This is a genomic window from Mycolicibacterium alvei (assembly GCF_010727325.1).
Classification (GTDB): domain Bacteria; phylum Actinomycetota; class Actinomycetes; order Mycobacteriales; family Mycobacteriaceae; genus Mycobacterium; species Mycobacterium alvei.
This window is the reverse complement of record NZ_AP022565.1, coordinates 2,845,826-2,867,070: the sequence shown is the minus strand read 5'-3', so window position 1 is coordinate 2,867,070 and position 21,245 is coordinate 2,845,826. Positions and strand designations below refer to the sequence as shown.

The window sequence follows — 21,245 nt, the reverse complement described above, 5'->3', positions numbered from 1 at the left end:
GCCGATCACCATGATTGACCACGACTCTGCCTACAGCAGCCTGGTCGACTCCGATGCGCATGACCAATGGGCCTTCGGCACCAGCTTCGACGATCCGCTGGCCGGCGTCGACACCACTCTGGCTGACGGCATCGACGGCGCCGATCTGGCGGCCTACTGCCTGATGCTCGCCGATGACGCCCTGATCAGCGCGCAACGACTGGCGCAGTGGTGCACTCGGGCACCCGAACTCGAGGAAGAGGTCGCACTGGCCAATATCGGGCTCGACCTGCTGGGCCAAGCGAGGTTGCTGCTGGCCCGCGCCGCGGCGGCCGATCCGACCATCGTCCCCACCCTGCCCGAAGGCTCACCTGTGCCCGCCGAGGACGCGCTGGCCTTCTTCAGAGACGAGCCGTTCTTTCGGTGCGTGCGACTGGCCGAATTGGACAACGGCGACTTCGCCGAGAGCATCGCGCGCCTGCTGATGTTCTCCTGCTATCGATTGGCCGTACTGGATCGGGTTCGCGAGTCCCGCGATCCCGTGCTGGCCGCCGTAGCCGCCAAAGGTGTCAAAGAACTGACCTACCATCGTGATTACGCTGCCCGATGGTTCATCACGCTGGCCGGCGGCACAGCTGAATCGCGGTGCCGAATCGAGCGGGCGATCACGTCGGTGTGGCCCTACGTGGACGAGCTGTTCACGCCGAATCCTGTGGAGCAGCGACTTCACGCTGCCGGCGCCGCGGTGGACTCGTCGACCCTTCGAGGTGAGTTCGACACCGTTGTCGAGCAAGTTCTGCGGGCATCCGAGTTGCCTTGGCCGACGGTGCGGGCGGCCGCGTTGGTGGCCGGTAGATCCGGGCGTGAGGGAATCCACACCGAAGCGTTGAGCTACCTATTGGCCGAGATGCAGTCCGTTGCCCGCGCGCATCCCACCGGGGCGTGGTGATGACGACGGACACCTGCGCACCGGACTCGTTGACCCGCGCCCGTGACATCTCCTGCACCGTAACCGATCCCGAGATGCCGATGCTGACCCTGGTCGACCTCGGTGTGCTGCGCGACGTTCGCCAAGACCTCGATGGCACCATCATCGTCACGATCACGCCGACCTACTCGGGTTGCCCGGCGATGGCCACCATGCGGGCCGATCTCGAACGTGCGCTTGCCGCCGCCGGTTACGACCGGGTGGAGGTGCGCACATCGCTGGCACCGGCGTGGAGTTCGGACTGGATCACCGACGATGGCCGGCGAAAACTCAAGCAGCACGGTATCGCCCCCGCGCATGTGGTGCGCGCCCAGTCTTCGGGACCCATCCCGCTGACGCTGGTTCGCCATCGCCCGATGGTGCAGTGTCCGCAGTGCGACTCGTTCGACACCGAGGAAACGTCCGAATTCGGTTCAACCGCCTGCAAGTCGCTACACCGATGCAGATGCTGTGGCGAACCGTTCGACCGAATCAAGGAACTCTGACATGACCACCGCCGAACTGTCCGCGTCCACCGCGGGGCGTGGCAGGCGCAACCGGCCGTTTCGCACGGTGCGGGTCGCCGAAGTGCAGAAGCTGTGCGACGACGCAGCCGCCATCGCGTTCACCGTGCCTGACGACTACGCCGACGAATTCACCTTCATGCCTGGCCAATCCGTAACCGTGCGGCGCAGTATCGACGGAGTCGAACAGCGCCGAACGTATTCCCTCTGCTCGCCGGTAGGGACCAGACCCCGCATCGGGGTCCGCGAAGTACCGGGTGGAGCGTTCTCGGGTTGGCTGGTACACGAGCTGTCGCCGGGGGACGAGATTGATCTGCAACCGCCGTCAGGAAGCTTCACCGCAGACACCGATACAGCGGCACACCACGTGCTGATCGCCGCCGGATCGGGTATCACACCGGTGCTGTCGATCGCCGCATCGGTGCTGGCGCATCCGCAGTCCCGGGTCACGCTTCTCTACGGCAATCGGCGAGCCAACACCGTGATGTTCGCCGACGAACTTGCCGACCTCAAGGACTCCTACGGCGCCAGATTGCAACTGATCCACGTGCTTTCACGCGAGCCGCGCGCGGCTGACCTCTTCAGCGGCCGACTCGACCGCAACCGCATTCGCGGGTTGTTGCAGAACCTGGTGCCGATACCCGCCATCGACCACGTCTGGCTGTGCGGCCCTTTCGGTATGGTCACCGACGCCCAGCAGGCGCTGCACGACCTGGGGGTGCAGGCTGACCGCGTCCACCAGGAGCTGTTCTTCGTCGAAGAAGCCGCACCGGCTCCGGTACGGCACGCTGAAGCAACGACAACGGGCCCGGTCAGTGATGTCACCATTGTGTTGGACGGTACGAAGAGCACCCTCAGCCTTCCCCGCGGCGCTTCGATTCTCGATTCGGCCCAGCGATCCCGGGACGACCTGCCATTCGCGTGCAAGGGCGGCGTATGCGGTACCTGCCGTGCCAAGGTGACCGCCGGTTCCGTCGACATGCGCCGTAACTACGCCCTCGAGCCGGCCGAAATCGAAGCCGGATTCGTGCTGACCTGCCAGTCCTATCCGACCACCGACTCTTTGACTGTCGACTTCGACGCCTAAAAATCCACCACCACACCGGAGTACGCCATGACCGAGATCGTCGACCGTCCGGCAGGCTGCAGCGTGACGCGTTCACCTGATGAGCTGGAGCCTATCGAGACTGCATCGCGTGACGAGATATCCGCACTGCAATTGATCCGGCTGAAGTGGTCGCTGCAACACGCCTACGACAACGTCACTCACTATCGAAAAGCGTTCGACCAAGCTGGAGTTCATCCCAGCGAGGTCAAAGACCTCGGTGATCTGGCCCTGTTCCCATTCACCACCAAGGCCGACCTCAGGAACAACTACCCATTCGGCATGTTCGCCGTTCCGCAATCGCAGGTGGCGCGGGTACACGCATCCTCAGGAACCACCGGGCGTCCGACCGTGGTCGGTTACACCGCCGCAGATATCGAAACCTGGGCGAACCTCGTGGCCCGTTGCCTGCGTGCGGCCGGCGTGCGATCAACCGACAAGGTTCACATCGCCTATGGCTACGGCCTGTTCACCGGCGGATTGGGAGCCCACTACGGCGCAGAGCGTCTTGGGTGCACCGTCATTCCGATCTCGGGCGGCATGACAGAACGTCAGCTGCAACTCATCACGGACTTTCAGCCAGACGCCATCATGGTCACGCCGTCATACATGCTCACCCTGCTCGACGCGATGGAGAGCGCCGGCATGGATCCGCGCGGCACCTCGCTGCGCACCGGAGTCTTCGGCGCCGAGCCTTGGACCGAGCAGATGCGTACCGAACTCGAACAAAAAATCGGTATCAACGCTGTCGACATCTACGGGCTGTCCGAAGTGATCGGGCCCGGTGTGGCTCAAGAGTGTGTGGAAACCAAAGACGGATTACATATCTGGGAAGATCACTTCTTTCCCGAGATCATCGATCCGGAGACCGGACGGGTTCTGCCGGACGGATCCGAAGGTGAGCTGGTGTTCACCTCGTTGACCAAGCAGGCGCTGCCCATCATTCGCTACCGAACCCGCGACCTCACCGCGTTGCTTCCCGGCACAGCCCGCAGCATGCGGCGTATGCGCAAGGTAACCGGCCGCTGCGACGACATGATCATCCTCCGTGGGGTGAACCTTTTCCCCACCCAGATCGAGGAACTGATACTCGGAATCGACGTGCTGGCACCACATTTTCACTGCGTGCTCGACCGCGTGGGACGGCTCGACACCCTTACCGTGCGGGTGGAGAACCGCCCTGGTGCGACACCCGACCAGCGCGCAAGCGCCGCCGGAACCCTGGCCAAGCGGATCAAAGATGGCATCGGGGTGCGGGTAGCGGTGGAGATCGTCGAACCGAATGCGATAAACCGGTCTGAAGGCAAGGCGAAACGGCTTTTCGACAACCGCTCGCGGGACTGAGCCGGTCACCGATCGTCCGCGCCATAGGCGGGTGCTGTTGCTGATGGCGAAAAGTGCGAACCGAAGATCGGTACCTACGTAGGTAGAAGTACTGGTGCCGAGGAAGGAGCGTGCACGACAGAATCGTGTCTCCAACAAGACAACCCACGACGATGGAGACAAGTAATGCGATTTGTGCTCTTCCAAGAGAACGGCGTCCTGCGAGGCGAAACCCATCACCGGCGCTTCATGGACACCATCGAGGAAGCGGTGTTCGCAGAAGAGATGGGCTTTCATGCCTGGGGAATGTCGGAGCACCATTTCTTCAGCGACATGGCGGTTACTCCAGTGCCCGAGTGCCTGGTCTCCGCGGTCGCGGTGAAGACCAACCGCATCAAGCTGCGGTACATGAGCCGCTTGATCTCAGCCATCCATCCGATCCTCATCGCGGAGCAGACTGCCGCTACCGACATCCTGTCCAACGGGCGAGTCGAGGTCGGTGTTGCGCGAGGAAACACGCTGCTACAGCTGGACGCCTTCGGAGTGTCCTTGGACGAGACCAAGGAGCGCGCCGAAGAAGCGCTCGATCTCATCATTCGCGGGCTCAGCGATGACACGTTCAGCCACGACGGAAAGCACTGGGGCAAGATCCCCGAGCGTCGGCTGACCCCGAAATGCGTTCAGGAGCCACACCCTCCGTTCTTCAAGATCGTGCAATCTGCAGAATCCGCTCGTGATGCGCGTCGCCGTGGCCTGGGCATGATCACCAGCGACATGTACACGGGGTGGCCGGCTCTCGCCGAGTATCTGGCGGCCTACAACGATGTCCCGGAAAGCGATCTCGCACCGGTTGTGCGCCGTCCGGTGAAGTCCGCCGCAGCGTTCGTCGGCACCGTCCGATGTGCCAAGACCAACGATTTGGCTCTGGAAGCCGCATTGGGCGACATGACCACGACGGCTCGCGCCATCATCAATGACATCTATGTGCAGCTTGCCGAACGGTCGTCGGCCGGATATGCGCACTTCGATCACATTCGCGAGCTGCGCGATAAGATCGATGATCCTGAGTATCTGCGGAACTGCGGTCCGACCGTCCTCGTCGGCGATCCCGATCACTGCATCAATCAGATTCACCGGATGGCAGAACTTGGTGCAGACGAGGTCGTACTACGGATCGACTACGGTACGCATGACGAAATCATGTCGACCATCGAGGCTTTCGGACGGTGGGTTATTCCGCACTTCAGTAATCCGGGCTCTGTCGTGCGCGACGGCTCAGTCGGCGTACTCCCCGGCGACCCACGTCAGCGGCCGAGCTACACGGCGAAGGCATACGCGTGATTGCCGTCAGCGACCTGAACCAACGGACGCTGCCGCTGTTTCACGAGGCTCTTGGCCGCGCGGTAACAGAGCGGGACGCCGCCGCGGTCGTCGAACTGTACACCGAAGAGTGCACGCTGATCCTGCCTGACGGCGCGGTGCTGCGCGGACGGAAGCAACTCGCGGAGGCGTTCAATCAGTGGGTTGGCGCGGGTTTCGCCGAACAATACGTCGAGAAGGTCACCGATCTGTTGGTCGGTGACTCGCTAGCCATCGAGGAGGGTGTTTCGCGTGGCATTTTCGTCACCGCCGATGGCCCAGTTGTCAAGCGCAACAACTACATCATCACCTTCGTGAAGGGCGAGAATGGAATGTGGTTGATGGACAAGGACATCTGGACGACCATTCCCGAGCTGCTTTCAGGGACACCGAGTTACTGATGCTCAGTTTTGACGAATACGCGCAGTTTGACGCGACCGACCTGGCAGAGCTGATCGGCACTGGCGAACTCTCGGTCGAGGAAGTGCACGAGTCAGCGCGATCAGCCATCGCGGCCCTCGACGAGAGGGTGCACGCCCTCGTCGAGGGCCCGTGGCCCACTCCGTTGAACTTCGCCGCCGACTCGCCATTTCGTGGAGTCCCGTTTGTTCTCAAGGACATCGGATGCCACGCCAAGGGCGTCAAGATGCGTATGGGCACCCGAGCACTGTCAAACGGATATGACTACGACGCCGACTCGATCCTTATGGCCCGGTTCAAGGCCGCGGGACTGGCGACCCTGGCGACGACGAAAACACCGGAACTGGCGTTGAACGCGGCTACCGAACCGCTGCTCAACGGATCGGTACTCAACCCGTGGAACACGCAGCGAAGCTCCGGGGGATCCAGCGGCGGCTCGGCCGCGTTGGTCGCCGGCCGGGCCGTGCCGATTGCTCATGCCAGTGATGGTGGTGGATCGATCCGGGTCCCGGCCTGTCACAACGGACTGGTCGGGCTGAAGCCGAGCCGCGGGCGCATTCCGGTAGGACCGAATCAGCAGGAAATCATGTTCGGCAACGCAATCGAGTTCGCCCTCACCCGCTCGGTCCGGGACACCGCTGCCCTACTCGACCACGTGCACGGATACGCGCCCGGTGAACGCTACGGCGCCCCGGCGCCGGATGGCTCGTTCCTCTCGGCAGTCGGGCGTCAACGCCGGCTTCGGGTAGCCGTCTCGACCCGGCAATGGTCCGAAACCAAAATCGACGATGGCGTGCGCACTGCCATGAGTTCGTTTGCGGGAGCGGCTGCCGACCTTGGACACCACGTCGAGCTCGTCGACCCGCCGCTGGACTGGGAGCAGTTGGCAGATGCCTTTACTACCATTTGGTGCTTCTGTACCGCCGCGACCGTGGACATGCTTGCCACCATGACCGGTAAACCCAAGAATCGGAACTGGTTCGAGGCAACTACCCTGGCCGCAGCGGAGGCCGGACACAAACTCGGCCCGATGCAATTGATGAATGCACTCGACGGGATGAACACCGTATCGCGCCGGATCGCCGACTTCATGGCGGATTGGGACATCTTGGCTACCCCCACCTGCAACACCGCGGCCCCGCCGATTGGCCACCTCAACCAGGACAATGTTGACGATACGGCCGCCGAGTGGGTGCGCCGCATCCTTAACCCCTATCCGACGTGTGCGCTCTACAACGTCACCGGGGCGCCCGCGATCAACGTTCCGGCGGGATTCAGCACGACCTTCGGCGTCCCGATCGGGATCCAGCTGGGGGCACGGATATTTCAAGAGGCGGACCTGATTCAGCTCGCGGCCGAGCTTGAATCGACTCGCTCATGGCACCACCGGATGCCCGCCATCTCAACCGAACTGTCAGACAACCTGCTCCGGCACCGAGCCGAGTGAACGAAGAAGGCAATGATGACTGAACTCACCAACTTCATCGGTGGCAAGTGGGTGCCGTCACACACCAGTGATGTCCTCCAGACGGTGGACCCATCGACGGAGCAGGTCGTGGCGCTGCTGCCTGCGGGTTGTAGTGCTGACGTGGATGCTGCGGTGGAAGCGGCGAAGGCAGCCCAAACCGGTTGGTGTAACACTCCGTTGGGCGAGCGCCTCGCGCTTCTCGAAGCGATGGCGGTTGACATCGAATCCATCGCTGGTGAACTCGCAGAACTCGAACACCGAGAGATGGGCAAACCCGTCAGCATCGCCCGGATGTTCATCGATGCGGGCCTGGCGGCTTTCCGTGAAGGACTTGCCGACGCGCGCAGCTACGCCTTCACAGAAGAATCGACAAGCCATCCCGACGGGCGAAGCTTTGTGGTCCACAATCCCATCGGCGTGGTGGCCAAGATCGTGCCGTGGAACGTCACGGTTGCACAGACACTCCTGGGGCTGGCCGCGATCTTGTCAGCCGGCAACACCGTTGTGATCAAGCCGTCGGAGAAGGCCAGTTTGTCCGCCCAACGAATGTTCGAGGTCATCGACTTACCACCCGGTGTGGTCAATCTCCTACTCGGCGACCGGCGTGCAGGCGATCCGCTGTCCAACCATCCCGATGTGGGTTTGGTGCACTTCACCGGCTCGGTAACCACCGGCCGCTCGGTGGCGGCCGCAGCCGCTCGCAAACTTCACCGCACGGTCCTCGAGCTTGGTGGAAACGACGCCGCGATCGTCGATGAGGATGTTTCTGTGGCGGATACCGCCACCGCGGTGGCGGTGGGTTGTTTCGCAAACACGGGCCAGATCTGCAACTCGATCGAGCGAATCTATGTACACCGCTCAATTTTCACGGAGTTCGCCGCCGCGCTTGCCGCCGAGGCACGAGCGGTGACTGATCAGCTAGGACCGCTGGTGGACAGGCATCAAAGAGATGTCGTCGTCCGCCACGTGGACGACGCGGTCAGCAGGGGAGCGACGGTGCTGGCCGGCGGCAGTGTGCCGGACCGGCGGGGATTCTTCTATCCGGCGACGGTCTTGGTCGATATACCATCGGATTGCCTGCTGATGCGTGAAGAGACGTTCGGTCCGGTCGCACCGCTGATCGCTTTCGATGACTTCGACGAAGCTCTTGCGCTGGCCGCTGAAGGCGAGTTCGGCCTCGCAGCAACATTATTCAGCAACAACGCCGAACACATCACTCGCAGCGGAACGCTCCCCGTCGGTGTGCTGTGGGTGAACAAGTGGCAGGGCGGAAGCGTCAATAGATGTTATGAACCAGCCGGGATCAGTGGAGTGGGGGCCGCCGGCGGTCGCGCCGCGTTCGATGCATCGACCAGACCCTCCACGATCTTTATCGCAGCACCGTAGCCGACCGGCAGCGCGGGGCCAGATCTCCAGCCGAGATATCTATGCGCGTCGTAGATCCCTGGCATCCGCGCCCGCAGCGCCAACGAGGTTCGCCACCTCCGACCGGCGGGAAACCCCGAGCTTGGCCAATATATGCGCCACATGGGTGTCGACGGTCCGGCGACCGATCACCAGCGCAGCGGCTATCTCCTTGTTCGTCATACCCTTGGCGACAAGCTGCGCAATCTCGTATTGGCGGTCGGTGAGGTCCGATAGCGCAGTCGATTCGAGGGGACGGCCCACGGGGACAAAGGCGTCCAGCTGGTGTGCGGTGGCGGGCTCCCTCGCGGTCGACACCCCTTCAATCACATCGGCCAGTTGCCGGAGCGTCGTGATAGCCAACACCGCCCCTTGCGCGAGGCGGTGTTGGAGTTGTTCTGCTCTGAGAGGGTCCACGCGAGAGTCTCGGCAACGAGAGCGACCCCGTGCTGATTCTCCGTAGCGGTCCGGAGATGTAGCGCGCGTACTGCATGATGTCGGGCTGCGACGAAATCTCCTTGGCGGTGACTGATCAACGTCCTGACCCACAGTACGTACAACAGAAGCCATTCATCGCCGTGATCGATGCAGATCATCTCCGCCTGAACGCAATCCGTTTCGGCGCCCCGAAAGTCCCCGCCAAAGCACCTGACCTCAGCCCGATTCTGCAGCAAGACAGCCAGACTCATCGGTTCACCGCCCTTCTGGGCGGCTTCGACGACCTGGTCGTACTGGTCGGTGGCGATGGAGAGGTCTGCGTCTACGGCCGCGCAAGCCGCAAGCAGCCCCTTCGACAAGCAGAGCCCGCTGACGTCGCCCTCATCCGCGGCGCGGACAGCGGCTTCGGTGACTAGATCGCGCGCGCCGGGAATGTCGCCGGACAACAGTGAGATCCACCCGCCGGTCCACAGTGATGCAATGCTCGAAGCACGGTTGAGCCGTTGGAATTGTCGGTGCAGCTTGTCGGCCCATGCACGGCCTTCTGCCAACCGCGCACTGACCCAAAACAGCCACAATCCCGAGAAAAGTGTATCGGCGACGTCATGGAATTCCGCACTCTCCAGCGCGTATTCGAATGCGACTCGAAGATCGGAGATGTTGGCCGCCGTAAGCTGGCTCGACTCTTGCTGTGCGCTGCCGAACCATTCGGTCGAAAGGGCCGAAACGAAATCCGCGTAGTACTGCAGATGCCGAACGCGCACCGGAGGCAGGGCGGAGTCGGGATCACTCTCCGAGAGCGGGGCCCATCGGCCGAATTCGCGTATGGTGTCTAGCATTCGAAACCGAATGCCCCGCTGCGTGTCTTCGACCGCCAGCAATGACTGCTGCACAAGTCCATCGACAACCCGCGTCGTGTCCGCGCCGCCGAGGTCACATATGCTCGAGACGGCGTCCATTGGCACCGCTCCCGCGAAGACGGAGAACTGCGTCCAGAGGCGCCTTTCCTCCGGGCTGCAATAGTCCCAACTCCACCGCAACATCGCATTGAGACTGTGATGGCGGACGGGCGCATCACGAGGGCCCCCGGTCAAGAGGTCGAAGCGTTGATCGAGGCCGGCCGAGATCTCCGGTACTGACATGATCCGGGCCTTGATTGCAGCAAGTTCGATCGCCAACGGCAGTCCGTCAAGGCGGACGCAAAGGTCGTTCACGGCGGCAAGATCCGACTGATCGAAGTCGCGGCCGGTGACGGCCCGGGCCCGGTCGATGAACAGACTCGCCGATTCGCTGGCCTTATCTACATCGCCCGACTCGATGCCGAGCGGTGCCACCCGCATGATGTGCTCACCAGTGATGCCAAGCGGAACCCGTGTCGTGGCGATGATCGCGACGCTTGGGCACCACGCCAAGATCTGCGAAGCGATCGAGCTGACCTTCTCAATGAGATGCTCGCAATTGTCCAGTACGAGTAGCAGTTCGGTGTCCGACAACTGGGCCACCAGTGTGCCCGCGTCGCGGACACCGGGGGTTGCATCCCGGATGAGCCGCACGATGATTTCGTCATCGAAGGCCTGGCCGAGATCGATGAACCGCGCGCCGTCGCGAAACGATCGGTACAGTCCGCCAATGGCTGCCTTGGCGAGTCGGGTCTTGCCGACACCGCCCGTGCCGGTAAGTGTGAGGAGGCGGGTGCGCACAAGAAGGTCGCGGATCTCTCGGAGCTCATGGGCCCGACCGATAAACGAAGTCGCTTCACTGGCAACGTTGTTCACTCTCCGCTGCGCGCGATCCGTGCATCGCCGAATTTTACGCCCTGAGGACTCGACGTTGGCTTCAGTAGGTATCTCGGCAATTGCACGGATGTGGTACACCGGCTTGCTCCGGCAGGCTGAACGATACAGGCGAACCCTCGCCACCAGGCCTGCGGAACCTAGGTGCAAAACTTCCAACTCTAGGCGGGATCGATGACGGCTGAGCCCATTCTCCTTGGCGATATCCGGATTGATCGTCATGGTCCACAGCGTTCGATCACCGTTTTCGTGGACCAGTCCGGGTGCGCGAGCCAATACTCCTTCATCGCGACGAGTGTGAGCACGCGACGACCGGTACTGGTCCAGGCCGACGACCTTCGATCCGCCTTGAGGGTCTCCAAAAGGCTGGATGCTGATCGAACGGATCAACAGCCGATGCCGATATTGGTGGTCAACGCGTCATCGGTCGACAGGCTACGAGGTCGAGGGGTGCGAGCCCTCCCGATTCCCTCGGCGATCGCCAGCCTCCTCTTCGACTGCGCCTTGATCAGACTGGCCGACGGAGCCGTGGTCGTGGTCGATCCCGAGATTGTCTCTGCTCCGGCGTTTCTGGATGAAGTCGCGAGGATTCTTCGGTCGCGAGGAATTATCGTCAATACCGAAATCGCGGGCTGGGAGCTGCGAGTTCGAACTGGTCAGGGTGGTCGTCTACAGGGTTAGGCGCGGTCCCCCAGCGTCTGCCAGAGGAACTCGTACGTCAGCGCCGCCTTGAACGCGGACTGCTTGTTGTCGGCCGCGCCGCCGTGGCCACCTTCGATGTTCTCGTAGTACAGCACCCGGTGCCCGGCGGCCTCCAGCGCCGCCGTCATCTTCCTGGCGTGCCCGGGATGCACCCGGTCATCGCGGGTCGACGTGGTGATCAGGATCGGCGGATATGGCGCTGACTCCGAAACATTCTGGTACGGCGAATATTTCGCCATGAACTTCCAGTCCGCCGGATCGTCGGGGTTGCCGTACTCGGCCACCCAGGACGCCCCGGCGAGCAGCAGGTGGAACCGCTTCATGTCCAGCAGCGGCACACTGCACACCAGTGCCCCGAACAGCTCCGGGTACTGCGTCAGCATCACACCCATGAGGAGACCGCCGTTGCTGCCGCCGGACGCGCCGAGCTGCGCAACCGTGGTGATGCCGCGGTCCACCAGGTCGGCGGCGATCGCCGCGAAATCCTCGTACACCAGGTGGCGGTTCTCCCGCATCGCCTGCGTGTGCCAGTCCGGACCGTACTCCCCGCCGCCGCGAATGTTGGCCTGCACGTATGTGCCGCCGCGTTCCAGCCAGGCACGCCCGGCGCCACCGATGTACCCCGGCGTCAACGAGTTCTGGAATCCGCCGTAGCCGTAGAGGTGGGTCGGGCTCGGTTCGTCACGGCGCCCCACGACGAAGTAGGGGACCTTCGTGCCGTCTTTGGAGGTCGCGAAGAACTGCTCGACGTCGATGCCGGTGGCGTCGTAGAACGCCGGTGCGGACTTGACTTCGACCAGCGCACCGCCGGCGGTGCCGTGTAACAGTTTCGACGGGGTGGTGAATCCGCTTGAGTTGTAGAAGACCTCGTCGCCTTCGCGATCGATGTCGACGACGATGGTGTCCGTCGCAGGCGGAATGTCCGGTGCGTCCCTGCGCTCCCACGTCCCGGGCGTGACGACCTCGACGTGGCTGGCGACATCGCGCAGTGTGATGAGGATCAGCTTGTCTCTCGTCCACTGGACACTGGACAGACTGCTGTGCGCGTCGGGCTCGTAGATCATCGTGAGATCGGTGGTGCCGGAAAGGAAATCATCGAATCTGGTGCCAAGCAGGGCTCCGGCCGGGTAGGTGACCGCACCCACCTGCCAGTCGGTGCGCAGTGAGATCAGCAGCCACTCGCGGTGCAACGACAGCGACGAATCGGTCGGGACCTCGATCTCGATCAACTCGCCGTCACGAACCTCGTAGCGGATGCGGTGGTAGAAGTCGGTGTAGCGGCCCAGGCGGGTGTGCTCGAACCCCGGCGTCCGGTCGACCGAGGCGATCACCCGCACGTCCGTCGGCTCGGCCTCGTACACGGTCTCGGCGTCGGCCAACGGCTGGCCGCGGCGCCAGCGCTTGGCGATGCGCGGATAACCGGATTCGGTCATCGAGCCTTCGCCGAAATCGGTGCACACCAGCAGGGTGTCCTCGTCCTCCCAGGACACCGAGGACTTGGCTTCGGCCAGCTCGAATCCGTTGCACACGAATTCCCTTGTCCGCATGTCGAACTCGCGCACCACGGTGGCGTCGGCGCCGCCGCGGGACAGGCTGATCATGGCCAGTGTGTACTCCGGCTCGATCACCTCGGGCCCGGCCCACACCCAGTTCTCGTTCTCGGTACGCGCCAGCTCGTCCACATCCAGGATCACGTCCCAGTCCGGACTATCGGTGCAGTAGCTCTCCAAGGTGGTGCGCCGCCACAGGCCGCGCGGGTTCGCCTCGTCGCGCCAGAAGTTGTACAGGTACTCACCGCGCCGGCCCGGATAGGGGATCCGCGCATCGGTGTCGAGGATCTCCAGCACCTCCGAGCGCATCGCCTCGAATCGCTCACCGCTCAACTGCGCGATCGTCGGCTCGTTGTGCGCCCGCACCCACGCCAATGCGTCGTCGCCGGTGATGTCCTCGAGCCACAGGTAAGGGTCCTTCGCCACCCGCCCATTGTTACCGCGCGCGTACTGTGAGCTGAACAACACCACGGTCGGCGGAAGCGAGGATGCGATGGGCCACCCACCCTCACGGGCCCTGATCACCGCCGCTGCCGCCGACCTGTTGGCGCGGCTCCAGGAGCGTCACGGGTCGCTGATGTTCCACCAGTCCGGCGGATGCTGTGACGGGTCCTCCCCGATGTGTTACCCCGACGGTGAGTTCATCGTCGGCGACCGCGACATCCTGCTCGCGATCCTCGACGTCGGCACCGGCGTACCGGTGTGGATCTCCGGCCCGCAGTTCGAAGCCTGGAAACACACCCAACTGGTGATCGACGTCGTCCCCGGTCGCGGCGGTGGCTTCAGCCTGGAAGCACCCGTTGGCATGCGGTTCCTGTCCCGCGGCCGGGCCTTCACCGACGCCGAGAACGACGCGGTGGCCGAGCAGCCACCGGTGACCGGCGCGCAGTACGGCGCCGGCGCCCGACCGCCCGATACCGGCAGCCACATCGTCGCCGAGGCCGCCGACGCCTGCCCGGTCCCCGGGGGACGCGCCGCGCAGATGTAGCGGTCGTCGGGGGTTGCGGCGTTATCGTCGAAGGGTGATTCCGCTGCCACGGGCGTGGCTGCTGACCAGCGCGATGTTGGTCGGCGTAGCGGTCGGGCTGCTGGCCGGGATCGCGACGACACTGCTGGTGACGGTCACCGTCCGACCCGATCTGGTGATTGCGCTCGTCCTCGGGGTGCCAGGTGTCCTCGGGATCCTGATGATCCTGGTTGCGGGTCGGCGGTGGGTCACCACGCTCGGCGCGTGCGTCCTGGCCATCGCGCCCGGCTGGTTCGGCGCGCTGGCGATCATCCAGCTGGCATCCCATGGCTGAGAACGTCGACACCTCCACCAAGGACTTCTCCCCGCTGTTCGACACCGGGGAGAACGAGATCGTCAGAGCTGAAGCCGACGAGGCGCCGGTCCAAACGACGTCCGCGGAGGACATGACCCCGGACCAGACGGACTCCGACGACGCGCCGTCGGCCCCGTTGCCCGCCCCGGCCCCGCCTCTCGTGGTGGAAGGCACCTACCTGTCGGTCAAGTGGTGGACGTTCGTGGGCATCCTGGCCGGGGTGTGGTTCGTCTCCGCGGCGGCAGGGGCGGGCCTGTACTACTACTGGTACCAGTCGGCCGACAAGACCTGGCCGGTGTTCGTCGCACTCGCCTACGTCGTCGTCATCACGGTCGGTGCGCTGGTCGCGTCGACGGCTCAGCGCAAACCCCTGGTATCGGCCCTGGCCATGGCACTGATGTCGGCGCCGCTGGCGGCGATGGCCGCCGCGGCGGTTTTCTACGGTGCCTACGTGTTCGGCTGGATCGCCCGGTAGAACCATTGCGCCGCCCATTAGGGTGGGGTCGTGACCCACTTTGACGTTGTCGTTCTCGGAGCTGGTCCCGGTGGATACGTCGCGGCTATTCGTGCCGCCCAACTGGGGCTGAACACCGCAATTGTCGAACCCAAATACTGGGGTGGCGTGTGCCTCAATGTCGGGTGTATCCCGTCCAAGGCGTTGCTGCGCAATGCGGAACTCGCACACATCTTCACCAAGGAAGCCAAGACCTTCGGCATCAGCGGTGAGGCCACGTTCGATTACGGCGCCGCCTTCGACCGCAGTCGCAAGGTCGCCGACGGCCGCGTCGCCGGCGTGCACTTCCTGATGAAGAAGAACAAGATCACCGAGATCCACGGCTACGGCGCCTTCACCGGGCCCAAGGCGATGTCGGTCAAGCTCAACGAGGGAGGCTCAGAGGAGCTCACCTTCGACAACGCGATCATCGCCACCGGATCGTCGACCCGCCTGGTGCCGGGTACCTCGTTGTCCGACAACGTCGTTACCTACGAAACCCAGATCCTCTCGCGTGACCTGCCCGGTTCGATCATCATCGCCGGCGCAGGCGCCATCGGTATGGAGTTCGCCTACGTTCTGAAGAACTACGGCGTCGACGTCACCATCGTCGAGTTCCTGCCGCGCGCGCTGCCCAACGAGGACGCCGAGGTCTCCAAGGAGATCGAGAAGCAGTACAAGAAGCTGGGTGTCAAGATTCTCACCGGCACAAAGGTCGAGGCGATCGCCGATGACGGCTCGACGGTCAAGGTCACCGTCAGCAAGGACGGTAAGACTGAGGAGCTCCAGGCCGACAAGGTGTTGCAGGCCATCGGCTTCGCCCCCAACATCGAGGGCTTCGGCCTGGAGGCGGCCGGGGTTGCACTCACCGACCGCGGCGCCATCGCCATCGACGACTACATGCGCACCAACGTGCCGGGCATCTACGCCATCGGCGATGTCACCAGCAAGCTCCAGCTGGCCCACGTCGCCGAGGCGCAGGCCGTCGTGGCCGCTGAAACCATCGGTGGCGCTGAGACTCTGGAGCTGGGCGACTACCGGATGATGCCGCGCGCCACGTTCTGTCAGCCGCAGGTGGCCAGCTTCGGGCTCACCGAGGAGCAGGCCCGAGAAGAAGCGGCACGACGAGGGTCTGAGATTGTCGTCGTCAAGTTCCCGTTCACCGCCAACGGCAAGGCACACGGCTTGGCGGACCCGACCGGTTTCGTGAAGCTGATCGCCGACAAGAAGCACCTGGAGCTGATCGGCGGACACCTGATCGGGCCGGATGTCTCCGAGCTGCTGCCGGAGCTGACCCTGGCTCAGAAGTGGGATCTGACTGCCAACGAGCTGGCCCGCAATGTGCACACTCACCCGACCCTGTCGGAGGCGCTGCAAGAGTGCTTCCACGGTCTGGCCGGCCACATGATCAACTTTTGAGAAACGAAATCGTTGCCGGCATAGCCGGATTGGTGGCCGGCCACATTCTGTGGCTGGCTGCCATCACGTTGGCGACCGAGGGCTCGCGGGTCAATATCTGGGTGCTGTTGGTGGCGGCCCTGTCCTTCATCGGCGGTGCCGCAGGCTGGTACTTCGGCCGGCGCAAATACCGGGAGAAGTCCCGGGTCTGGGCGGCGTTCCTGTGGGCATTGCCGGTGTCCCCGGTGGCGTTCTCACTCGTACTGCTGGGCGTCACATACCTCTAGCCCTTCGGGCGCGCCGATTTCTACGCCGTGGTTGTGCATTTTCGGCGGCCACTGCCCAGAGGGAGAAAACGGTAACGGCCCGGCCCCGGGGGTGGGCCGAAATCGCTCAGTCCGGGAAGTCCAGCGGGATGCGCAGCGTCGTCATCATGGCGGCCAAGCCGTCGTATTGGCCTGCCAGCATGCAGAATTCGATGAGCTGCGCCTTGGTGAAGATCGCCGACAGCGCGGCCCAGGTTTCCGCCGAGACCGACCGGGTGACGACGAACTCGTCGGTCGCGGTGATCAACACCCGCTGCCGGTCGGTCAGTCCCTCGGCGTCGGGGCCTTCGAAGATGCGGGCCTGGGTCTCGGCATCCACGCCGCGGCTACGGGCCAGCCGGCGATGCTGCTGCAACTCGTATTCGCAATCCCGCAGATGGCCCACCCGCAGGATGACCACCTCGGCGTCCTGACGCGGCAGCTTGCCGAGCGGGCCGAGCAGCATTCCGGAATACGGCAGCCACGCCAGGAACAGCAGCTTGTGCTGGCCCAGCACGTTCATCAAGGTAAACCGGGGTGCCCGGATGGCTCGGGCCCCCAGTTTGGCGATGGCCCAGTTGACCGGGCCCAGCTCGCGGAATCCGCCCGGCGCGATGCGGGCCGGCTCGAGTGCACTCACCCCGCCGAGTCTGTCACAGGTGGGGTGGCCGGGTGAGCGCACCGGTTTCTGCGGCTGGGCTGTTGATCGACGATTTCCACAGCCGACAGGTAGAAACCGGTGCAGGGCAAGCCACGGAAGCTACGGCTCGCGCACCAGGTACGGCGACACGGTCGAGCGGTGTTCGTTGAGGTCCAGGGCTTTGCCGAGTGCGGGGAATGCGCGTTGCGGGCAGTTGTCGCGTTCGCACACCCGGCAACCGGACCCGATGGGCGTGGCCACCTCGCCGGAGAGGTCCAGGCCTTCGGAGTACACCAGCCGATGGGCATGGCGCAGTTCGCATCCCAGCCCGATGGCGAAGGTCTTGCCCGGCTGGCCATAGCGTGAGGCGCGGCGCTCCACGGTGCGAGCCACCCACATGTAGTTGCGGCCGTCGGGCATCTGGGCGATCTGCACGCCGATCTTGCCAGGATTGCCGAAGGTCTCGTAGACATTCCACAGTGGGCAGGTGCCACCGGAGGAGGAGAAGTGAAAGCCGGTGGCGGACTGTCTCTTTGACATGTTTCCTGCGCGGTCGACCCGGACGAAGGAGAACGGCACCCCGCGCATCGACGGGCGCTGCAGGGTGGACAGCCGGTGTGCGATGGTCTCGTAGCTCGCCGAGTAGAACGCCGACAGCCGCTCCACGTCGTAGCGGAAATTCTCGGCCACGTCATGGAATTGGCGGTAGGGGAGCACGGTGGCGGCGGCGAAGTAGTTGGCCAGGCCGAGCCGGGCCAGGGTGCGGGATTCATCGCTGGTGAACATTCCCTCGTCGACCATTCTGTCGATGAGGTCGCCGAATTCCAGGAAGGCCAGTTCGGCCGCCATCTTGAACACCTGCTGGCCGCGGGACAGGTGGCTGCCCATCTCCAGGGTCTTGGTGGCCGGGTCGTAACGGTGCAGCACGATGTCGCCCAGATCGATGCGCCGCACGATCCGCACCCCGTGCTCGGCGGTCAGCCGGTTGGCCAGCTCGCCGGCCAGCTCACCGCGGTGCATCCGGATCTTGGCGGTCAGCTCTTCGGCGGCGGTGTCGAGCTCGTGCAGGTAGTTCTGCCGTTGGTAGAAGTAGTCGCGCACCTCCTCGTGCGGCATGGTGATCGAACCGCTGCCGCTGCCGTCGGAATAGCGGTCTTCGGTGGCGGCCGCCAATTGTGTGGTGGTCAACCGGTATCGCCGGTGCAGGTTGACCATCGCCCGGGCAAAATTCGGGTGGGCCGCCACCAGGTCGGCGACTTCGGTGACATCCATGTCTGCGCCGAGGTCGCGGTCCATCGCGACCTCACGCATCTCGGCAACCAGCCGGGTGTCGTCCTGTGGGGCGAAGAACGTCGCGTCCACCCCGAACGCCTCGGTGATGCGCAGCAGCACCGCGACGGTGAGTGGCCGTACGTCGTGCTCGATCTGATTGAGGTAACTGGGGGAGATCTCCAGCATCTGGGCCAGCGCCGCCTGGCTGAATCCACGCTCGCTCCGTAGTTGCCGCACCCGCGACCCGACGAACGTTTTTGCCACGTCAACGAGCCTAACAAGCGTGTGAAGGCGGTCTTTGCATTCTTGGCAGATCAGTCGGTACTGGCAGTATCGGGCTGCCTGGCATGATCGGCTCAGGCGACAGCTGACTGGGGAGATGATCATGACGGACGCCGTGCAGAAAACGACCACCGGGCTGAACAAGGTGATGATGCCGGTGCCCGATCCCCATCCCGACGTCTTCGACGTGGAATGGCCGCTGCGGATGGCCGATGTCGACCGCACCGGCCGACTGCGGTTCGACGGCGCGTGCAGGCACATTCAGGACGTCGGCCAGGACCAGTTGCGGGAGATGGGATACGAGGACGTCCACCCCGCGTGGATCGTGCGGCGCACGATGATCGATCTGATCCGGCCCATCGAGGGCGGTGACATTCTGCGGATGCGGCGGTGGTGTTCGGGTACGTCCAACCGGTGGTGCGAGATGCGGGTGCGTATCGACGGACGCAAGGGCGGCCTGATGGAGTCCGAGGCATTCTGGATCCACATCAACCGCGACACGCAGGGGCCCTCCCGGATCTCCGACGACTTCCTGTCCGGCCTGCGCCGCACCACCGACGAGTCCCGGCTGCGCTGGAAGTCCTACCTGAAGGCCGGCAGTCGTGAGGACGCCGCCGAGATTCGCGAGTACCCGGTGCGGGTGTCCGACATCGATCTGTTCGACCACATGAACAACTCGGTCTACTGGACGGTGATCGAGGACTACCTGTACTCCCATCCCGATCTGCTGGAGAAGCCGCTGCGGGTGACCATCGAGCACGATGCCGCGGTGGCCCTCGGCGAGAAGCTCGAGATCCTGTCGCATGTCCACCCCGCCGGATCGACCGACAAATTCGGCGAAGAGCTCTCCGACCGCACTGTTAGAACGCTCACATATGCCGTCGGCGACGAGACAAAAGCGATCGCATCACTGTTCTCGCTCTGACCCATCCCGGTTTAACAGTACGAGCGTACTGACCTGCGACTTTGAGCTACCTGTTGGTAGCTTCTGAACCGGTACAGCCATCATATTTCTTCGCAATCTTTGCAAGTTAACTAAGCGCTTTGGCTAAACTTGGCAACTGAAACGGGTGGACCTGCGGATATGGGCTGTGACATGGTCTGGTTAGCAATCCAGTGAAGCCGCCCCGACGTTAGCAATCAACGAGGCGAACGACGCGGCGGTGGAACTAGGGCGACTGAAACAAACCGAAGGAGCAGTCCTATGTCGACCGTGGGCACCCCCAAGTCACCGGAGCAGATCCAGCACGACTGGGATCACAACCCCCGCTGGAAGGGCATCACCCGTACCTACACCCCGGCCGACGTGGTTGCCCTGCAGGGCTCCGTCGTCGAGGAGAACACCCTCGCCCGCCGCGGCTCCGAGGTGCTGTGGGATCAGCTGCACGACATGGACTTCGTCAACGCGCTCGGCGCGCTGACCGGCAACCAGGCTGTGCAGCAGGTCCGCGCCGGCCTGAAGGCCATCTACCTGTCCGGGTGGCAGGTCGCCGGTGACGCCAACCTGTCCGGCCACACCTACCCCGACCAGAGCCTCTACCCGGCCAACTCGGTGCCGCAGGTCGTCCGCCGCATCAACAACGCGCTGCTGCGCGCCGACCAGATCGCCAAGGTCGAGGGCGACACCTCGGTCGAGAACTGGCTGGCCCCGATCGTCGCCGACGGTGAGGCCGGCTTCGGTGGTGCACTCAACGTCTACGAGCTCCAGAAGGCCATGATCGCCGCCGGTGTCGCCGGTTCGCACTGGGAAGACCAGCTGGCCTCGGAGAAGAAGTGTGGCCACCTCGGCGGCAAGGTGCTGATCCCCACCCAGCAGCACATCCGCACCCTGACCTCCGCCCGTCTGGCGGCCGACGTGGCCGACGTGCCCACCCTGGTCATCGCCCGCACCGACGCCGAGGCCGCGACCCTGATCACCTCCGATGTGGACGAGCGCGACCGCCCGTTCATCACCGGTGAGCGCACCAAGGAAGGCTTCTACCGGGTGCAGAACGGCCTCGAGCCGTGCATCGCCCGCGCCAAGGCCTACGCGCCGTACTCGGATCTCATCTGGATGGAGACCGGCACCCCGGACCTCGAGCTCGCGAAGAAGTTCGCCGAGGGCGTCAAGGCCGAGTTCCCGGACCAGATGCTGTCCTACAACTGCTCGCCGTCGTTCAACTGGAAGCAGCACCTGGACGACGACACCATCGCCAAGTTCCAGCGCGAGCTGGGCGCGATGGGCTTCAAGTTCCAGTTCATCACGCTGGCCGGCTTCCACGCCCTCAACTACTCGATGTTCGACCTGGCCCACGGCTACGCCCGCGAGCAGATGAAGGCCTACGTCGACCTGCAGGAGCGCGAGTTCGCCGCTGAGGAGCGCGGTTACACCGCCACCAAGCATCAGCGCGAGGTCGGCGCCGGCTACTTCGACCGGATCGCCACCACGGTTGACCCGACCAGCTCGACCACCGCGCTGGCCGGTTCCACCGAAGAGGGTCAGTTCCACTGAGCTTGCGAAG

Annotated in this window: 20 protein-coding genes; 15 read left to right on the top strand and 5 right to left on the bottom strand. The window is 64.0% G+C overall.

All coding sequences use genetic code 11. The features are described 5' to 3' along the window. Positions 1-10: 10 nt before the first annotated feature. The 8 genes from paaC to G6N44_RS13750 all read left to right on the top strand — a co-directional run bounded on the left by paaC (position 11) and on the right by G6N44_RS13750 (position 8,531). Complete coding sequence (gene paaC / locus G6N44_RS13785) at positions 11-928, top strand: 1,2-phenylacetyl-CoA epoxidase subunit PaaC (RefSeq protein ID WP_163664811.1); 918 nt, start codon at positions 11-13, stop codon at positions 926-928. After that, positions 928-1,452 (top strand): 1,2-phenylacetyl-CoA epoxidase subunit PaaD, encoded by a 525-nt coding sequence (paaD, locus tag G6N44_RS13780; RefSeq protein WP_163664809.1) that lies wholly within the window; start codon positions 928-930, stop codon positions 1,450-1,452. Before paaC ends, paaD begins: the two co-directional genes overlap by 1 nt. Before the next feature lies 1 nt (position 1,453). After that, positions 1,454-2,557: a 1,2-phenylacetyl-CoA epoxidase subunit PaaE gene (gene paaE, locus G6N44_RS13775; protein WP_163664807.1), complete on the top strand. Its 1,104-nt coding sequence runs from the start codon at positions 1,454-1,456 to the stop codon at positions 2,555-2,557. Between the two features lie 27 nt (positions 2,558-2,584). Continuing rightward, complete coding sequence (paaK, locus tag G6N44_RS13770) at positions 2,585-3,919, top strand: phenylacetate--CoA ligase PaaK (RefSeq protein WP_163664805.1); 1,335 nt, start codon at positions 2,585-2,587, stop codon at positions 3,917-3,919. A 165-nt stretch (positions 3,920-4,084) separates the two neighbouring features. Continuing rightward, positions 4,085-5,239 (top strand): LLM class flavin-dependent oxidoreductase, encoded by a 1,155-nt coding sequence (locus tag G6N44_RS13765; protein ID WP_163664803.1) that lies wholly within the window; start codon positions 4,085-4,087, stop codon positions 5,237-5,239. Beyond that, the gene (locus tag G6N44_RS13760) at positions 5,236-5,658 is read left to right on the top strand and encodes a YybH family protein (RefSeq protein WP_163664801.1); all 423 of its coding nucleotides are present in this window, start codon (positions 5,236-5,238) and stop codon (positions 5,656-5,658) included. The genes G6N44_RS13765 and G6N44_RS13760 overlap by 4 nt, the downstream gene beginning before the upstream one ends. Further along, entirely contained in the window at positions 5,658-7,124 is a 1,467-nt protein-coding gene (locus G6N44_RS13755; protein WP_163664799.1) for an amidase, read from the top strand. Before G6N44_RS13760 ends, G6N44_RS13755 begins: the two co-directional genes overlap by 1 nt. 15 nt (positions 7,125-7,139) lie before the next feature. Continuing rightward, positions 7,140-8,531, top strand: coding sequence for an aldehyde dehydrogenase family protein (locus G6N44_RS13750; protein ID WP_163664797.1), 1,392 nt, complete (start codon positions 7,140-7,142; stop codon positions 8,529-8,531). 39 nt (positions 8,532-8,570) lie between these two features. Here G6N44_RS13750 and G6N44_RS29500 read toward each other — a convergent pair whose 3' ends face one another. The 3 genes from G6N44_RS29500 to G6N44_RS13735 all read right to left on the bottom strand — a co-directional run bounded on the left by G6N44_RS29500 (position 8,571) and on the right by G6N44_RS13735 (position 13,458). Further along, complete coding sequence (locus G6N44_RS29500) at positions 8,571-8,867, bottom strand: response regulator transcription factor (RefSeq protein WP_163664795.1); 297 nt, start codon at positions 8,865-8,867, stop codon at positions 8,571-8,573. An 8-nt stretch (positions 8,868-8,875) separates the two neighbouring features. Continuing rightward, a complete protein-coding gene (locus G6N44_RS29495) occupies positions 8,876-11,002 on the bottom strand; it encodes an ATP-binding protein (RefSeq protein ID WP_163664793.1) in 2,127 nt (708 codons plus the stop codon). Positions 11,003-11,457: 455 nt separating this feature from the next. Beyond that, positions 11,458-13,458: a prolyl oligopeptidase family serine peptidase gene (locus tag G6N44_RS13735; protein ID WP_235683028.1), complete on the bottom strand. Its 2,001-nt coding sequence runs from the start codon at positions 13,456-13,458 to the stop codon at positions 11,458-11,460. Positions 13,459-13,525: 67 nt separating this feature from the next. Here G6N44_RS13735 and G6N44_RS13730 point away from each other — a divergent pair, with 67 nt between their 5' ends. From G6N44_RS13730 to G6N44_RS13710, 5 genes are read left to right on the top strand one after another with little or no spacing between them, the layout of a single operon-like run. Continuing rightward, entirely contained in the window at positions 13,526-14,020 is a 495-nt protein-coding gene (locus G6N44_RS13730) for a DUF779 domain-containing protein (protein WP_163664791.1), read from the top strand. A 34-nt stretch (positions 14,021-14,054) separates the two neighbouring features. Next, positions 14,055-14,333, top strand: coding sequence for a putative holin (locus G6N44_RS13725; protein ID WP_179964525.1), 279 nt, complete (start codon positions 14,055-14,057; stop codon positions 14,331-14,333). Then, entirely contained in the window at positions 14,326-14,829 is a 504-nt protein-coding gene (locus G6N44_RS13720) for a hypothetical protein (RefSeq protein ID WP_235683027.1), read from the top strand. Before G6N44_RS13725 ends, G6N44_RS13720 begins: the two co-directional genes overlap by 8 nt. A gap of 30 nt (positions 14,830-14,859) precedes the next feature. Next, positions 14,860-16,266, top strand: coding sequence for a dihydrolipoyl dehydrogenase (gene lpdA / locus G6N44_RS13715; protein ID WP_163664789.1), 1,407 nt, complete (start codon positions 14,860-14,862; stop codon positions 16,264-16,266). After that, positions 16,263-16,532, top strand: a complete 270-nt coding sequence (locus G6N44_RS13710) for a hypothetical protein (RefSeq protein ID WP_163664787.1) — start codon at positions 16,263-16,265, stop codon at positions 16,530-16,532. Before lpdA ends, G6N44_RS13710 begins: the two co-directional genes overlap by 4 nt. Positions 16,533-16,638: 106 nt before the next feature. Here G6N44_RS13710 and G6N44_RS13705 read toward each other — a convergent pair whose 3' ends face one another. Together G6N44_RS13705 and ramB are read right to left on the bottom strand one after the other, a co-directional pair. Beyond that, positions 16,639-17,190 carry a carboxymuconolactone decarboxylase family protein gene (locus G6N44_RS13705; protein WP_163664785.1) on the bottom strand — a complete coding sequence of 184 codons (552 nt, stop codon included), beginning with the start codon at positions 17,188-17,190 and terminating at the stop codon, positions 16,639-16,641. Positions 17,191-17,310: 120 nt separating this feature from the next. Beyond that, the gene (gene ramB / locus G6N44_RS13700) at positions 17,311-18,726 is read right to left on the bottom strand and encodes an acetate metabolism transcriptional regulator RamB (RefSeq protein ID WP_163664783.1); all 1,416 of its coding nucleotides are present in this window, start codon (positions 18,724-18,726) and stop codon (positions 17,311-17,313) included. 121 nt (positions 18,727-18,847) lie between these two features. On the opposite strand from ramB, the gene G6N44_RS13695 reads away from it, so the two are divergent. Continuing rightward, a complete protein-coding gene (locus G6N44_RS13695) occupies positions 18,848-19,669 on the top strand; it encodes an acyl-[acyl-carrier-protein] thioesterase (protein WP_163664781.1) in 822 nt (273 codons plus the stop codon). 279 nt (positions 19,670-19,948) lie between these two features. Continuing rightward, complete coding sequence (aceA, locus tag G6N44_RS13690; RefSeq protein WP_163664779.1) at positions 19,949-21,235, top strand: isocitrate lyase; 1,287 nt, start codon at positions 19,949-19,951, stop codon at positions 21,233-21,235. Positions 21,236-21,245: the final 10 nt, after the last annotated feature.

Bases quoted from the DNA above. Each gene is read 5' to 3' on its own strand.
- paaC (WP_163664811.1), top strand. From the start codon at position 11: ATGATTGACCACGACTCTGCCTACAGCAGCCTGGTCGACTCCGATGCG.
- paaD (WP_163664809.1), top strand. From the start codon at position 928: ATGACGACGGACACCTGCGCACCGGACTCGTTGACCCGCGCCCGTGAC.
- paaE (WP_163664807.1), top strand. From the start codon at position 1,454: ATGACCACCGCCGAACTGTCCGCGTCCACCGCGGGGCGTGGCAGGCGC.
- paaK (WP_163664805.1), top strand. From the start codon at position 2,585: ATGACCGAGATCGTCGACCGTCCGGCAGGCTGCAGCGTGACGCGTTCA.
- G6N44_RS13765 (WP_163664803.1), top strand. From the start codon at position 4,085: ATGCGATTTGTGCTCTTCCAAGAGAACGGCGTCCTGCGAGGCGAAACC.
- G6N44_RS13755 (WP_163664799.1), top strand. From the start codon at position 5,658: ATGCTCAGTTTTGACGAATACGCGCAGTTTGACGCGACCGACCTGGCA.
- G6N44_RS13750 (WP_163664797.1), top strand. From the start codon at position 7,140: ATGACTGAACTCACCAACTTCATCGGTGGCAAGTGGGTGCCGTCACAC.
- G6N44_RS29495 (WP_163664793.1), bottom strand. From the start codon at position 11,002: ATGACGATCAATCCGGATATCGCCAAGGAGAATGGGCTCAGCCGTCAT.
- G6N44_RS13730 (WP_163664791.1), top strand. From the start codon at position 13,526: ATGGGCCACCCACCCTCACGGGCCCTGATCACCGCCGCTGCCGCCGAC.
- G6N44_RS13720 (WP_235683027.1), top strand. From the start codon at position 14,326: ATGGCTGAGAACGTCGACACCTCCACCAAGGACTTCTCCCCGCTGTTC.
- G6N44_RS13695 (WP_163664781.1), top strand. From the start codon at position 18,848: ATGACGGACGCCGTGCAGAAAACGACCACCGGGCTGAACAAGGTGATG.
- aceA (WP_163664779.1), top strand. From the start codon at position 19,949: ATGTCGACCGTGGGCACCCCCAAGTCACCGGAGCAGATCCAGCACGAC.